This window comes from Pedococcus bigeumensis, assembly GCF_006438965.1.
Taxonomy (GTDB): Bacteria; Actinomycetota; Actinomycetes; order Actinomycetales; family Dermatophilaceae; genus Pedococcus; species Pedococcus bigeumensis_A.
The window spans coordinates 382,295-396,990 of the sequence record NZ_RCZM01000001.1 but is presented as its reverse complement, the minus strand read 5'-3'; the positions used below and the strand labels follow the sequence as shown (position 1 = coordinate 396,990).

Annotated in this window: 15 protein-coding genes; 2 read left to right on the top strand and 13 right to left on the bottom strand. The window is 68.9% G+C overall.

Going from position 1 to position 14,696, the window contains the following annotated elements; all coding sequences use genetic code 11:
* Positions 1-87 precede the first annotated feature (87 nt).
* The 4 genes from EAH86_RS01760 to EAH86_RS01745 all read right to left on the bottom strand — a co-directional run bounded on the left by EAH86_RS01760 (position 88) and on the right by EAH86_RS01745 (position 3,830).
* Entirely contained in the window at positions 88-1,266 is a 1,179-nt protein-coding gene (locus tag EAH86_RS01760) for a winged helix-turn-helix domain-containing protein (RefSeq protein ID WP_241668130.1), read from the bottom strand.
* A gap of 35 nt (positions 1,267-1,301) precedes the next feature.
* Complete coding sequence (locus tag EAH86_RS01755) at positions 1,302-2,012, bottom strand: response regulator (protein ID WP_140736896.1); 711 nt, start codon at positions 2,010-2,012, stop codon at positions 1,302-1,304.
* A 70-nt stretch (positions 2,013-2,082) separates the two neighbouring features.
* Positions 2,083-2,727 carry a ribosome hibernation-promoting factor, HPF/YfiA family gene (hpf, locus tag EAH86_RS01750; protein ID WP_140736895.1) on the bottom strand — a complete coding sequence of 215 codons (645 nt, stop codon included), beginning with the start codon at positions 2,725-2,727 and terminating at the stop codon, positions 2,083-2,085.
* A gap of 242 nt (positions 2,728-2,969) precedes the next feature.
* Positions 2,970-3,830, bottom strand: coding sequence for a ComF family protein (locus EAH86_RS01745; protein WP_140736894.1), 861 nt, complete (start codon positions 3,828-3,830; stop codon positions 2,970-2,972).
* 126 nt (positions 3,831-3,956) lie between these two features.
* Here EAH86_RS01745 and EAH86_RS01740 point away from each other — a divergent pair, with 126 nt between their 5' ends.
* Positions 3,957-5,570, top strand: a complete 1,614-nt coding sequence (locus EAH86_RS01740; RefSeq protein ID WP_140736893.1) for a sensor histidine kinase — start codon at positions 3,957-3,959, stop codon at positions 5,568-5,570.
* Positions 5,567-6,217: a response regulator transcription factor gene (locus tag EAH86_RS01735; protein WP_140736892.1), complete on the top strand. Its 651-nt coding sequence runs from the start codon at positions 5,567-5,569 to the stop codon at positions 6,215-6,217. The genes EAH86_RS01740 and EAH86_RS01735 overlap by 4 nt, the downstream gene beginning before the upstream one ends.
* Before the next feature lie 80 nt (positions 6,218-6,297).
* Here EAH86_RS01735 and EAH86_RS01730 read toward each other — a convergent pair whose 3' ends face one another.
* Genes EAH86_RS01730 through EAH86_RS01690 form a run of 9 tightly spaced genes read right to left on the bottom strand, consistent with a single transcriptional unit; the run spans position 6,298 to position 14,664 of the window.
* Positions 6,298-7,218, bottom strand: coding sequence for a type II secretion system F family protein (locus EAH86_RS01730; protein WP_241668190.1), 921 nt, complete (start codon positions 7,216-7,218; stop codon positions 6,298-6,300).
* Positions 7,218-9,206: a type II secretion system F family protein gene (locus EAH86_RS01725; protein WP_241668129.1), complete on the bottom strand. Its 1,989-nt coding sequence runs from the start codon at positions 9,204-9,206 to the stop codon at positions 7,218-7,220. The genes EAH86_RS01730 and EAH86_RS01725 overlap by 1 nt, the downstream gene beginning before the upstream one ends.
* The gene (locus tag EAH86_RS01720; protein ID WP_140736891.1) at positions 9,206-10,579 is read right to left on the bottom strand and encodes a CpaF family protein; all 1,374 of its coding nucleotides are present in this window, start codon (positions 10,577-10,579) and stop codon (positions 9,206-9,208) included. Before EAH86_RS01720 ends, EAH86_RS01725 begins: the two co-directional genes overlap by 1 nt.
* Entirely contained in the window at positions 10,576-11,772 is a 1,197-nt protein-coding gene (locus EAH86_RS01715) for an AAA family ATPase (RefSeq protein WP_140736890.1), read from the bottom strand. Before EAH86_RS01715 ends, EAH86_RS01720 begins: the two co-directional genes overlap by 4 nt.
* A complete protein-coding gene (gene cpaB, locus EAH86_RS01710) occupies positions 11,769-12,578 on the bottom strand; it encodes a Flp pilus assembly protein CpaB (protein ID WP_140736889.1) in 810 nt (269 codons plus the stop codon). Before cpaB ends, EAH86_RS01715 begins: the two co-directional genes overlap by 4 nt.
* Positions 12,579-12,591: 13 nt before the next feature.
* A complete protein-coding gene (locus EAH86_RS01705) occupies positions 12,592-13,806 on the bottom strand; it encodes a pilus assembly protein TadG-related protein (protein WP_140736888.1) in 1,215 nt (404 codons plus the stop codon).
* On the bottom strand, positions 13,797-14,192 hold the full coding sequence (locus EAH86_RS01700; protein WP_241668128.1) for a TadE/TadG family type IV pilus assembly protein: 396 nt from the start codon (positions 14,190-14,192) through the stop codon (positions 13,797-13,799). The genes EAH86_RS01705 and EAH86_RS01700 overlap by 10 nt, the downstream gene beginning before the upstream one ends.
* 10 nt (positions 14,193-14,202) lie before the next feature.
* Positions 14,203-14,454: a Flp family type IVb pilin gene (locus EAH86_RS01695; protein ID WP_140736887.1), complete on the bottom strand. Its 252-nt coding sequence runs from the start codon at positions 14,452-14,454 to the stop codon at positions 14,203-14,205.
* Between the two features lie 45 nt (positions 14,455-14,499).
* On the bottom strand, positions 14,500-14,664 hold the full coding sequence (locus tag EAH86_RS01690; RefSeq protein ID WP_140736886.1) for a Flp family type IVb pilin: 165 nt from the start codon (positions 14,662-14,664) through the stop codon (positions 14,500-14,502).
* Positions 14,665-14,696 lie beyond the last annotated feature (32 nt).

The window sequence follows — 14,696 nt, the reverse complement described above, 5'->3', positions numbered from 1 at the left end:
CCGTGCGGCGGGCTCCAGCTCGGTGGATCGAGCCAGCTGACGAGGCCCCAGCCACTTCGGTGGCTGGGGCCTCGTCCGCGCGTTGGGCTAGGCCACCGCTGCGAGCCCCAGCCATTGCGCCATCCGGGCGAGCTCGTCGTCGAGGGCCGTACGCGCGGCCTCGGGCGCACCCGGCTGCCAGTGCACGGCCTGCACGCGCAGCACGCCGGCGGCTCGGTCCGACTTGAGGTCGCACCTGGCCACCAGCTCGTCGCCGAAGAGGAACGGCAGCACGTAGTAGCCGTGCACCCGCAGCGGCGCGGGCACGTAGATCTCCAGTCGGAAGTCCATCCCGAAGATCGCCGCGGTGCGGTCCCGCTGCCAGATCAGGGAGTCGAACGGGCTGAGCAGCGCCTGGGCGTGCACCTTCCGGGGGCGCCGCGCCTCCGGAAGCAGGTATGCCGGGCGCTTCCACCCCTCGATCGTGGCTGGCACCAGGGCCCCCTCGGCAACCAGGGCCTCCAGGGCCGGACGGGCCTGGTCCGGCTTGAGCCGGAAGTAGTCCCGCAGGCACTGCTCGGTGCCGACACCGTGGGCCCGGGCCGCGATCAGCATCAGCTCCTTGAAGGCGATCTCGTGCGGGGGGCGCCTCGCCGGGTCCCCGGCCACCTCGGCGAGGTGACCTGGCAGGACGCGGCTCAACGCGGCATACCGTCGCTCGAACTGGCTGGTCCGGCCGGCGGAGGTGATCCTGCCCGCCCAGAACAGGTGCTCCACGGCGTTCTTGACCAACGACCAGTTCCAGCCCCACTGGTCGCGCGACCGGGGCAGGTCGTGGGCCAGGGCTTCCTCCAGCCCGCGCGAGGTGATCGGCCCCCTGGCCACGACCTCGTCCAGGACCGCCTCGACGAGGTCGGGGTGGGTCTTGGCCACCGACTGCATGCCTCCCCAGGACAGCTCGTGCGCACGAGCCATCCGGAAGTCGAGCAGCGGCCAGGTCGACGGCGGGATGAGACTGGCCTCGTGGGCCCAGTACTCGACGAGGCGACGGGGCGACCTGTCGCGCGCGCGGTCGAGCAGCGCCGTGTCGTAGGGCCCGAGTCGGGAGAAGAAGGGCAGGTACTGGCTGCGGGTGAGGACGTTGACGCTGTCGATCTGGATGATCTGGACGCGGTCGATGACGCGCTGCAGGTGCCGCATCGTCGCTGCCCCCGGCTCTGGCCGGCCGTCGGCAAACCCCTGCGCCGCCAAGGCGATCCGGCGAGCCTGCGCGCGCGTCAGCCGCACGGGAGGGGGTGTGGTCACAACCAGGGCGGCGGCGGTCACTCGCCGGGTTCGAGGAGGTTCTCGCGCACGGCATACATGGCTGCCTCCATGCGCGAGTGGAGCTGGAGCTTCTCGAGGATGTTGCGCACGTGGTTCTTGACGGTGTTCTCGGAGATGAACAGCTGGTGGGCGATCTCCTTGTTGGCCATGCCGCGCGCCACGAGCCGCAGCACCTCGAGCTCGCGGTCGGTGAGTCGCGGCGCTCCGACCCCACTGGGCCGCTCACCCTGGCGCTTGCTCATCTGCGCGAACTCGGCGAGCAGCTTGGAGGCCATCGACGGCGAGATGAGCGAGTCGCCGTTGAAGACGGCTCGGACACCGTCGGCGATCTCCTCGCCGGGGACGTCCTTGAGGAGGTAGCCGTTGGCGCCGGCCTTGACCGCCTCGTAGAGGTCGGACTCCTCGTCGGACATCGTGAGCATGATGATCTTGGTCGACGGGACGAGTGCCTTGATGGTCTGGCAGGCCTGGATGCCCGAGGTGTGCGGCATCCGCACGTCCATCAGCACGACGTCGGGCAGCAGCTCGACGGTGCGGTCCACCGCCTCCTTGCCGTCGCCGGCCTCACCGACGATCTCGATGTCATGGTCCTGCGAGACGACCATCTGCAGGCCACGGCGGTAGAGGACGTGGTCGTCCGCGATGACGACCCTGATCGGGTCGGCACCTGTCGTCGCACCACCATCCCCATTCGTCACGAGGCACATACTGTCACGGCGCGGCGACGACGCCGGGCGAAACTCCCGTGGGAGGGCCCGGCGTCGTCCGGTGAACGGCTCAGGAGACCTTCCGCGTGGCGCCCTCGCCGTCGGTGACGTCGAGGTGGATCACGCCGTAGGACCACCCTCGGCGGCGGTAGACGACGCTCGGCTGGTCGGTCTCCTCGTCGTGGTAGAGGTAGAAGTCGTGTCCGACGAGCTCCATCTCGCGGACCGCCTGGTCGAGCGCCATCGGCACGGTCGCGTGGATCTTCTCGCGGATCTCGACAGGCGAGTTGCCCTGCGTGCCAAAGGGGTCGCCGTTGGCCGTGTCGTGGACGTGGTCCTCGCCCACACCGTCGGCCGGCTCCTGGATCCGCGCCGTGGCGGCAGACACCGACTCCGGCGCGTGCCTCCCCCTGTGCACCCGCTTGCGGTCCTGGGCCCGCCTCAGCCGTTCCATCAGCTTGTCCAGCGCCACGTCGAGCGCTGCGTACTTGTCGTCAAGACATGCCTCGGCCCGCACGATGGGGCCCTTCACGTGACAGGTGATCTCGACGCGTTCGCAGGCCTTGGCCTGACGCTTGTTCGACTCGTGGCTCACGATGACGTCGACGCGCTGTACGCGCGGCGCGAGCTGCGGGATCTTGGCCAGCTTCTCGTCGAGGTGGTCACGGAATCGGTCTGAGACCTGCATGTGGCGTCCGGTGACGACAATTTCCACGGTGTCCTCCATGGGTTCGGCGGGTGTGCGAGTCGGGCGGCGTCAGCCCGGAGTCAGCCGCAGCACCACCCGCGCTCGGACGAACCGATGAGACTGGTGGGCACCCCAGTGGTCCGTCTGGTCGTCGACCCGATGGTCGACGGGAGCGGCTCCGCTCCCTGCCGCAAGGCGCCGTCCGGACCGCGTCCGAGGCGCCCTGTTTGCGTGACGTACACGGGGGCCAGGGGGGCCATACACCGACGTTAGACCACCCCAGCCGATTGCGACACACGGATTGGCTCGACGTTTGCCCGGAGTCGGTTGTGAGTTGGCTGGACGTCCGTGCGCGACGTCAGCCGGCCGTCTTCGCGTCCACTGGTTGGACGTGTATTCCGGCGTTGCGTGGCGCAGATGGTCGCCGCCACGACGGTCAGCGCGCCCGCCGAGCGGAGCGCTCGCGCCGCCTCGACGAGCGTCGCCCCGGTGGTGAGCACGTCGTCGACCACGACGCACAGCGCGCCTGCCACGGCCTCCGACCAGTGTGGTTCGACGGCCATCGAATGCTCGAGGTTGACCGCCCGCTCGCGCGCGCCGAGTCCGGCCTGGTCGGCGACTCGGCGCCGCGACCGCAGGGCATCCGCCACGACCGCCTCGTCCGCGGCGAACCCCCTCACTGCGTGTGCGGCGAGGGCCACCAATGGCGCGTCGCCGCGAGCCCGGACCGACGCCCGCGACGACGGGACGGGCACGACCAGGAGAGGGCCGTTGCGTCGCACCAGGATGTCGAAAGCCGGCGGGCAGGCGGCGACGCCGGCGTCGACGGCCCGAGCCAGAAGCTCCCCGAGCAGCGGTGCGCAGTCCCGACGACCATCGTCCTTGTAGGCCGCGACCACGGCTGCCAGCGCCCCCTCGTACCGACCGGTGGCGTGCACCGTCGGCAACCGGTCCGGGCAGGGGTCGGGGCGGGCCCCTCGCGGGCCCCCGAACCACAGGCAGCGGGCGAGCTCGTCCAGGCACCCGCGACACACCTGGTCGTCGGGCTGGCCGCAGGCGGCACAGCTCACTGGCAGCGCCAGGTCCGTGAGGGCCCGCAGTGCCTGCGTCACTGGGTTCGTCGGCGCCACAGGACAGATCGTGACGGGCCAATGTGTTCGCGTCGATTGGCAAGCACAAGCGTGTGGACACGACTAGTCTGAGCAGTGACCTGTGGACAACTGCTGGGTGCCGGGGACGCGAGACGGGAGGCGGGTATGCGGTGGCTGCCCCATCTCGCCGTATCGACACGACTCCGCCTCGCCTTTGCCCTCCTCGCAGGGATGTTCGCGTTCATCGACCAGAGCCTCTCGCAGGCGATCCCCTGGATCCTGCTCATCGTCACGCTCGACCTGGCCGCCTCCACCCTCGGCTACCTCACGGTCATCGAGGGGGCCGTGCGCCACACGCAGCTACTGGCGATCCTGACCGTCTGCACCGTGGTGGCCGGCATGGGGATGGGCTCTGCCGGGCCCTGGTCCAAGATGCTCATCCTGATCCCCGCCTACCACGTCGGATCGCGCTTCGCCCGCAAGGGCGCATTCGTGGCTGCCCTCGTCGGGCTCGTCGTGGCTTTGGGGACCGCATGGTGGTTGCAGCGGCTCACCACTGCTGAGGCGGAGCTGATCGCGCTGGCCTCGCTGCTCGCGATCCTCTTCGGCCTGCTCGGCGGCTGGTCGCACGCGCTCGAGCCCGACGCCCACGTCGACGACACCAGCGTCGCGGTGGAGGCCAGCTTTCTGCTTCGCCGCCTCCACGAGCTCGCGGACACCCTGGACACCGGCTTCGACGCCCCCGGCTCGGCCGAGATGGCACTTCAAGACCTCAGCGGCGAGATGCGCGCAGCGCGCAGTGCCATCCTCGTGGGCTACGGCGACGACCCCGCAGTGCCGTTGGCGATCCGTGGTGCCGACCGCACCCCGTGGCCCGACCCCATGGAGCCGGACTCGGTCCTCGCGCAGACGTGGCGGCAGGGCGTGCCCGTCCTCGCGCAGTGGAATGACGACCTCGTCGCCCGCTCGGTCATCGTGGTCCCGCTCAACGACGGCGACGGTCACCGCTTGGGGCTGATGGTCGCGGACCGCCCGCTGGTCACCCCCTTCACGGAGGATGACCTCGCGGCCGCATCAGCCGTCGCCGGCCGGCATGCCGCCAACATCGACCTGTCGGTGCTGTTCGCAGGGCTGCGCGAGCGGGCCGGCCTCGAAGAGCGGGAGCGCCTCGCGCGCGAGATGCACGACGGGATCGCCCAGGAGATGGTGGCGCTCGGCTTCGGCATCGACGCCGTGCGGCGCAACGCCCGGGGGCAGGGGTCGCCGCTGGCCGACGAGCTCGACTCGCTCCGCGTGGACGTGTCGCGCGTGCTGGCCGACCTGCGGCTGCACATCGGCGACCTGCGGATCGCGGTGCGTCCTGACACCGGCCTCGGCGCGATGATCGGCGCGCGACTGCAGAACTTCGGATCCTCCTCAGGTGTCACCACACGGATGCACCTGAGCGAGACCGGGTTCCGGCTCCCCGCCCACACCGAGGTGCTCATCTACCGTCTGTTCCTGCGGATGCTGGCCGATGCCCGGCACTCGCTCAACGCGGAGATCGTCGAGGTCCGTCTCAACGTCGCCGCACCACGGGTCGAGCTGTGGATGGCGCACGACGGCACGAGCTCCCTGACCGAACGAGACTTCGCCGACTACCCCCTCAACAGCATGGGCGGCGAGATCTTGGTCGAGCCCTATGCGGGAGTAGGGGTCGCCCTCCGCATGCGAATGCGGGCCCGCGGCGCGGCCCCCTCCGCCACGCTGTCCAACGAAAGGATCCCCCAGCCCTCATGACCATCAACGTCGTGGTGATCGACGACCACACCCTGGTGCGCGAAGCCGTCTGCCGGATGATCGACAGCGAGCCGGATCTTTCGGTCGTCGGCCAGGCCGGTGGCATCGCCGAAGGCAAGACCGTCCTGGCGCACAGCCTCATCCACGTCCTCGTCGTGGACGTGTCCATGCCCGACGGGTCGGGCCTGGTGCTGGCCCGGGCCGCCCGCGAAGCGTCCCCTCGTCTGGGAATCGTCGTCCTGACCATGCACAACGACGACGAGACCCTCCTCGAGGCGCTCGACCTCGGCGCTTCGGCCCTGGTCCTCAAGTCCGCCCCGTCGGACGAGGTCATCGCGGCAGTCCGTCGTGCTGCAGTCGCGCCTGACGCCTTCATGGCCACCGGCCTGGCAGAGGCACTGCGTCGCCGCGACTCCAGCGACAAGCCGCGGCTCACGCCACGCGAGGCCGAGGTGCTCGACCGACTGGTGGCCGGCGACTCGATCGCCGCCGTGGCGAAGAAGCTCTACATGAGCGAGTCGACGGTCAAGACGCACGTGTCGAAGGTCTACGAGAAGCTCGGCGCCCACAACCGTGCCTCGGCCGTGATGTCGGCGCTGCGGCTCGGCCTGGTCAAGTCCGAGTCGATCGGCCCCGGACGACGCTGAAGGCTGGCCACAGCCACGTCAGGTGGGGTGTTCGGAGCGCAACGTGAAGCGCGGACTGACCGACTGGTCAGTCCGCGCTTTCACATTCCGCTGAAGGTGTCGATGATCCGGAGCGCGCCGGGCCCGATGATGACGATGAACAGGGCCGGGAAGATGCACAGCAGCATCGGGAACAGGATCTTGACGGGCACCTTCTGCGCGGCCTCCTCCGCCAGCTGACGGCGGACCAGGCGCATCTGGTTCGACTGCTCGCGCAGCACGCTACCGATCGGCAAGCCGAGTCGGTCGGCCTGGACGAAGGCGCTCACAAAGGTCTTGGCCTCCTGGACCGTGGTCCGTGCCGCCAGTGACGAGAACGCCTCAGACCGCGCCTTGCCGATCTGGATCTCGGAGAGGACGCGAGCGAACTCTCCGGCGATGGGTCCGTCGACGGACTTGGCCACCTGCTGCAGGGCGGAGTCGAAACCCTGCCCGGCCTCGACGCAGACCGTCAGCATGTCGAGCGCGTCCGCGAGTCCGCGACGCAGCTCCTGCTGCCGCTTGATCCCCTGGTTGTAGAGCAAGAGATCGGGGAGCCAGAAACCTGCGGCGGCGCCGATGGCGGCAAAGAGCAGACCGCGGATGCTCAGCCCACCGAAGAGGAGCCCCACCGCCCCGAGCACGAGCAACGCCGTGCCCTTGGCCCCCATGATGCGCTCCGCGGTCCAGCCAATGGGGTTGCCGGCCAGGTCGAGACGACGGGTCATGCTCTCCGAGGCCCCGGACGGCGAGAGCCGGAAGGCGAGACCCCGCAGCTTGGCGAAGAAGGGGAAGACGAGGCGCTCGACGAACGGGAGGTCCTCCTTGCCGACCTCCCGCGCATCGACGCGCTGTTCGATGAGCGCCAGCGAGCGTGCCACACCCTTGGCCTCGCCGGCCCCGGTGGCGAACGCCAGGACGAGCGTCAGCAGCGCGAGGCCAACGGCCCCCATACCTACGACGAGCAGAACAGATCCCATCATCACACCTGCACATCCACGACTTTGCGCATCCAGAACACACCAATGACCAGTGAAACCAAGCCCGAGGCGATCATCACCCAACCCAACGACCGGGTCCACAACAGGCTGATGTACGACGGGTTCGTGTAGTACTCGTAGAAGAAGATGCCTATCGGCATCGCGATGAGGATGTAGGCCGACATGCGACCCTCCGCCGAGAGGCCGCGCACGTGGCGCCGCAGCTCCTCGCGCTCGCGGATCGTCTTCGCCGTCGTCTTCAGCGTCTCGCCGAGGTTGCCACCGACTTCGCGCTGGATCCGGATGGCCATGACCGCCCAGTGCATGTTCTCGCTCTGGGTGCGTTGGGCCATCCGCTCGAGGGACTCACCCACGTCCGCGCCGATGCGCGTCTCGGCGAGGGCGCGGGAGAACTCCTTCGCTGCCGGCTCGGCGGAGTCCTTGGCCACCGCATCGAGGGCCTGCAGCAACGAGAACCCGGTCGCGAGGCTGCTGGCCACGAGGGTCAGGACGTCGGGCAGCTGGCCCTCGAACTTCTTGGACCGTCGCTTGGCCAGGAACCGCAGCACGAAGGCGGGCAGGAACCAGCCCACAGCGCCGCCCAGGATGCCCGAGACGAGGTTCATCAACGTCCCACCGCCGAAGAGGACCAGGCCTGCTGCCACGGTGACGAAGATGGCGACGATGCGCAGCACCCACCACTCGCCGGCGCGAAGAGGCAGGTCCGCCCGCTCGATCAGCTTCATCGTCTTGGTGGTCGACTCACGACCATCCATGACGCGGTCACCCAGCTCGATCAGGCTCGTGGAGAGGCTGCTCGGCGAGATCTGGGCGGTGCGCTCGGCCGGCATGGTCGCGTTCGGCGAGATGTACCGCTCGATGGTGTCGACCCGACGCTTGCGGCCGGACCGGAACATCGGGGCGAGCACAGCCACCGCGAGCACCACGACGCCCAGGAAGATGGCCACCAGGCCCACGAGCAGGGTCATCCCCATGCCGTGGGGCGCCGCGATCCGCGCGACCGGGCCCGCAACGTCGATGTCCGCGGCCGGGGCCGGGGTCGTGGTCGGCTCGGCAACAGGAGGCGCACCGAAGTCCACGCTCGTGCTCACGGTGAAGGGGGCTCCGTTGGCCTTCCCGGTGATCACCACGGTCTGGAGCGAGCGGACCGAGACGGCCGGGCGGATCGTGAAGTTGATCTGCGAGTCGAGCGCGCGAGCAGCGGCTTCGAACGCGGCGCGCACGGCTGCAGCATCGCCGGCCGCGGCAACGCTGCCGCCGCCGACCTTCGCGAAGCCAGCCAGCACGGAGTTGTCGCTCTCGGCAGTCTTGAAGCCGATGACCTCGGCGCGGACGCCGTACTTGCTCAGCGCTGCCGTGGCTTGCGCCTTGGTCGCCTTCTTGCTCTGCGTGTCGCCGCCATCGCTGAGCAGGATGATGCTCCGGTCGTCGAAGCCACCCAGACCCTGGGCAGCGAGCGCCACCGCGTCATAGAGAGTCGTCTCGCCGCGAGACTTGAGGCCGTTGACGGCCCGCTGGATCCGGCCGCGGTCCTTGGTGGGCGCGACGTCGATGCCCGCGGTCCCCGCAAACGACACGAGACCCACCGACACGTCGGCGGGAGCGTCGGCCAGGAACGCCGAGGCGGCACTGCGGACCGTGGTCATCCCCGATGCGCCCATGGAGCCGCTGGTGTCCACCACGAGCATGGCGCCGCGGCTGGTCTGGGCCACCGGTCGGACCGACACCGGGTAGTCTGCGGTGCCGATCCTGGCGCTCAGGGAGCCGCCGTCGATGGTGGCCGCCTTCTGGGCCGCCCGGACAGTGAGGACGCCGGTCAGCTGGCCGTCAGCGAAGCGCGGCGAGCTGATGGAGGCAGGCGTGGGGTCGACCGCACTGGCGGCGCCCGGCATGAGGAGGGCCACCAGCGCGGCGGCCGCGCCCGCGGCGCCGATGCGCAGCGCTCCGGCGGACAAGGTTCGCGTGGCCACTACCGACCCCGCACGAACAGGTCAGGGGCGAAGTCGACGCCCTGGTCGTGCAGGTCCGCCGAGAACTTGGGACGCAGGCCGGTGCTGACGAGCGTGCCCTTGAACCGGCCCTGCTCATCGCGGCCCGCGGTGTAGTCGAAGGTGAACAGGTCCTGCATCGTGATGATGTCGGACTCCATTCCGGCGACCTCGGAGATCGCCGTGATCCGGCGGGACCCGTCCTTCATGCGAGCCTGCTGGATGACGAGGTCGACGGCGCCGGCCACCTGCTCGCGGATGGCTCGGATGGGCAGGTCGACACCCGCCATCAGCACCATCGTCTCCAGACGCGAAAGGCTGTCTCGCGGCGTGTTCGCGTGCACCGTCGTGATCGACCCGTCGTGGCCGGTGTTCATGGCCTGGAGCATGTCGAGGGCCGCGCCGTCACGACACTCACCCACGACGATCCGGTCGGGACGCATACGCAGCGCGTTCTTGACGAGCTCACGGATGGGGATGGCGCCCTTGCCCTCGATGTTCGCCGGACGCGACTCCAGCCGCAGGACGTGGTCCTGGTGCAGCTGCAGCTCCGCGGCGTCCTCGATGGTCACGATGCGCTCGTCGTCGGGGATGAAGGAGGAGATGACATTGAGCAGCGTGGTCTTCCCCGAACCGGTACCACCCGAGATGATGATGTTGCGGCGGCCCTTGACGCAGCCGATCAGGAAGTCCCGGACCCGTGGCGTGAACGTGCCGAAGGCGATCAGGTCCTTGTCGGTGAACGGGTCGGCGGAGAACTTACGGATCGTGAGCATCGCGCCGTCGAGCGCGATGGGCGGGATGACGGCGTTGACGCGCGAGCCGTCGGGGAGGCGGGCGTCGACCAGCGGGCTGGCCTCGTCCACGCGCCGACCGACGCGGCCCACGATCTTGTCGATGGTGCGGCGCAGGTGCGCCTCACTGCTGAAGTGCGTGTCGACGGCGTAGATCTTGCCAGCACGCTCGACGTAGATCGAGTCGGCCCGGTTGACCATGATCTCGGTGATCTCGCTGTCCCGGAGGAGCGGCTCGAGGGGGCCGTGACCGAGGATCTCGTCAGCGACCTCCTGCGCGATCCGGGTCCGGTCCGAGACCGACAGGGGGGTCTCCTCGAGGTCGATGACCTCCTGGAGGGTGTGCCGCACCTTGCTCTCCAGCTCGCGCTGGTCGAGGTGTGGGTCGTAGAGCTGCGGTCCCAGGGAGTCCAGCAGGGCCTGGTGCACGCCCGCCTTCACCGCCGAGAACGGGTCGACGATGCGAACCCGCTCGTGCCCGTTGTTGTTGTTGGTCCCGCTCGACGGCTCGACCGGCTGGCTGGACCGACGGACACTCTCTAGACGATCTGCCAAGCTCATGACTTGCCTCCTCGACTCAACAGCCACCGGTCTCCCCGACGACGCGGTTCTTCACGAGCGACTGGTTCTGCTCCGTCGACCCCCGCAACGGCGACGCGCACGTGGCGCTCCACCAGGTCACGGAAGGCAGCGCTGACAGGGTGCTTCGGCTCATCGAGGACCAGCGGCACGCCGCGGTTCACCGACGCCGGGACGGCGACGCTGCTGGGCACCATGATCGCGATGTCCGTCTTGATCGCGGCCACGACGTCCTCGGCGCGCAGTCCCACCTTCGCGTCGCTGCGGTTGAGCACGACGATGCGGGAGTCCTTGGAGTTCCCCAGCAGGTCCAGCGTGTCCAGGGTCAGCCGCAGGTTCTTCACGGCCGGGATGTCGAGCGTGGCGATCAGGACGAGCAGGTCGCTGACGTCGAACGCCGCGAGGACGTGCTCGGTGAACGCGGGCGGGGTGTCGACGATGATGTAGTCATAGACGCGCTTGGCGACCTTGAGCAGCTCGCTGATCGCCGAGCCCGGAATGCGGTCCGCGTCGCTCGGCTCGGCCGGCGCCGCCGCGGCGTCCAGGCCACTCTCGTGGTGGGTCACCACGCTCTGCAGACCCTGCTCGTCCAGGTGGCCGGCCATGCTGAGCACGTCGGCGATGGAGTTCTGCGGCAGGAGCTGCAGACTGATCGCGACATCGCCGAAGGCCAGGTCGAGGTCGACGATGAGCACCTTGGCCCCGGTCGAGGCGAGGTAGGCACCGATGTTCGTGGAGAAGGTGGTCTTGCCCACGCCACCCTTGGCGGAGAAGACGGTGACCACCCGGCCGTCGCGCGAGCCCTCGTGGTGGTGTCCGGCGACGCGCTGGGTGAGCTCCCTGCTGCGGCGAGCGGCGTCCGCCAGACCCGTGAGGTCGTCAGCGGCGGTGACTTCGCGGACGCCGGAGCGCAGCGCCTGGCCCAGCACGGTGACGTCGAGTCGACGGCGAAGCAGGACCACGCCGACCTCGGGGTACTCGACCCGGCACAGCTCGCTGAAGTCGCAGGCTGACTGCATGTCGACCTCGGGCCCGATCACGACGAGGCTTTCGCCTGAAGAGTCTTGCAGCACGTGCTGCAGGGACGACGCGCTGTCGACGCGGACGATGTCGCCCCCGACAGCGAAGTTGTAACGGTCGGCGGCGCCCGGGTCCGCGTCCCAGAGGAGGGTCACTTCCCGACCCCGGTGAGGTCGAACAGGTTCAGGTCGTCAACGCGGGGGGTGGTGCCCATCTTGAGGTCGGCGCTCCGCAGCGCGGCGTAGAGCACGCCGTTGTTGATCCCGTGGATGAGGCGGGCTGCGTTCGCCGGCGTCACAGCGACCGTGACGAGGAAGCTGGGCGTGGCGTTGGCGTTCGCGGCCTTGGCATCCTTGGAGTCCTCGGCTGCGGGGGCCTGGCTGCCGGGGTTGAGCGCGGCATCACCCATGGCGATCACGAGCACGTCGTCCAGCAGCACGCTGGTGCCGGTGACGTTGGCGTCGTTGAGGGCCTTGGACTTGGCATCGACGCCGATGGCCTTGATCTTGTAGGAGTCGAAGATGGCGATCCTGGTGCCGGGAGTCACGAAGCTACCCACCCGTGCGGGGTCGGTCAGCTGGACCGAGACGGCGACCATCCCCGACGGGACCTCGATGGCCTTGGTCCCGATGGGCGTGGTCCCGAACCGCGACTCCAGGACGTACTCCCCCGGCGCGATGTCGGTCAGCGCCAGCAGCGAGCTGTTGGCGTCATTGACCTGGGTCAGGGCTCCGGCCGGCAGCCCCTTCTCCGGCACGGTGGTCTTCACCAGCAGGCCGCCGCGGACGGCGTCCTTGAGGGTGGTGGCCGAGGGAATGACCGCCTTGGAGACGTATGCCGTGCTCGGCTGGTTCGCCGCGACGGCACGTGCGTCGGCTCCCCGCGCGTAGAGCAGGACCGACGCGACGCCCACCAGGGCGATGATGGCGGCGGCGAAGACTGCGATGACTCTGCGTCCCATGAGGTGTGACTTCCTAACCGGCTTGCTGGACAGTGGTGAGACCGAAGTTGGGGACCCCACCGGGGACGGTGGGGGTGATCTGGCCGGCCGGGACGAGATCCTTGAGGAACCAGCCCGACATGCACCGCTCGCTACCCGTGCACGGCATCGTGGAGTTCCAGGCCGACGCCGCGGAGCTGCTGGAGAAGTACCAGCCCGAGAGGTAGAAGGCGGCATAGCCGGCGACGTGGTAGTAGGTGTTGTTTCCGGTACCGGAGTTGCAGTCCGTCGACGCGGTGATCGTCGTGGGCCCGGAGTACTTGCAGTCGAAGACCGGAACGTAGATGACCTTCCCCCGGAGGGAGGACAGGTCCGGCGCGAGCATGTTGCACGGCGCGCTGTTGCCGGTCGTGCCCTGGACCCACCCGTCGACGACCGAGTTGGCTGTGCAGGTGCCGGAGGCGATCGAGTAGAAACCACCTGGTGCGCTGTGGCCGTTCCAGGTCGGGCAGGTGGTGGGGTTGTTCTTGGTATAGATCTTCTGCTCGAAGCCGGGCCACGGGTTCACGGAGGCCGCGGCGTAGCCGAAGGGGCCGACGGCGTAGTTCGGGCTGCTCGGGTAGATGGCCGATCCAGCGACTCCCGTGTATCCGGTCTGGTTCTTCCAGTCGCAGTACGACATCAGGACCGGGAAGATGATGGCCGAGCTCGGCGTCGTGGGGCCCCAGACAGCACGGGCACACGCCTTCACGGTGGTGCTCTTCGCGCTTCCGGACACGGCCGAGGCGAGCTTCGACGAGATGGCGCTCGTACCGTTCGGGTTGCGCGTGACGGTCCGCAGCTCGATGTAGGGCAGCGCGGCGATGGCGGTGGGGACTGCCGGGCAGTCCGTCACAGCACCTGCCGGCGCGGCGCACAGGGTGAGGCCGGCCTGCAGCAGCTTGGCGGCGGCGCTCCCACAGATCGACTGCACCGTGGTGGTGCCGTCGTTGGCATTGCTGCCGGCGAGGGCGGTCAGGGCGGCCGTCGTCGTCGTCGGGCACGCAGTGGGCGACTTCGAGCAGGTGGCAGCCGCCGACATCACTGCTGCGTCGGCGCCGTTCTGCACCTGCCTGCGCTCGATGAGCAGCTGGCCGACGTCGATGCTGAGGGCAGCGGCCCCGAACAGGACGGGAACCAGGAGCACGATGACCAGCACGGACGTGGCGCCCCGCTCGCGGGGCGCTCTGGACGCGGACCTCAGGAACATGCGATCTGCACCTTCCCTGTCGGAGTGGGGGTGGGGAGGCCGGGGACCATCCCCAGGACCGTCCACTTGAAGGCGGTCGACCTCGTCACGGTGACCGTGACGCTGCTGCCGCTGGTGCAGGTCCAGGACGTCGCGGCCGAGCTGACCACGATCGGTGAGGCTGAGTTCGTGATGCGCTGCTGGATGTAGGCCTGGGTCCACGCCGGGGAGGCTGTGGAGTTCGAGGCGATCAGCCGCACGCCGTCACGAGCGGCGTTGCTCAGGATCAGCTGGTTGTAGTACAGGTTGCCGAAGTCGATGACGCCGCCGATGAGCATCAGGAGCATCGGCAGGATCAGCGCGAACTCGACTGCTGCAGCACCGCGTTCGCGGAACTTGGGGGGCACAGGCCAACTCCTAGAGGACGCCGGCCGGAATGACGAAGAGGGCACTCACGCTCTGGCCGAACAAGGCCACGCCACCGATGATCACGATGGCAATGAGGGCGACCATGAGGCCGTACTCCACTGCCGTCGCCCCGTGGTCAGGTCGTGAGACCCGACCACGGAACGCGGCAGCGATGGGACGAGCGGCTCCAGCGAAGGAGACCGCCGCCCTGGACGCGGTCCAGGAGCCAGGATGAGTGGGGCGATGCCGCAAGTTCTTCATCAGGCTCCCTTTCCGAGTCGGTGTTTCTAGCTTTGCTGCGATGGATCAGAGCGTGGTGGCTGCGGTGTTGAACAGCGAGCTGATGTTGTTACCGAGGAGCGTGACCGCACCGATGATGACGATGGCAATGAGGGCGACCATGAGGCCGTACTCAACGGCGGTGGCGCCGCGCTCGTCACGGTTCTGGAACTTCACGAGGGTCTTGAGCATTTTGGTTATCCCTTTCAAAGGCTGAGTTGTCC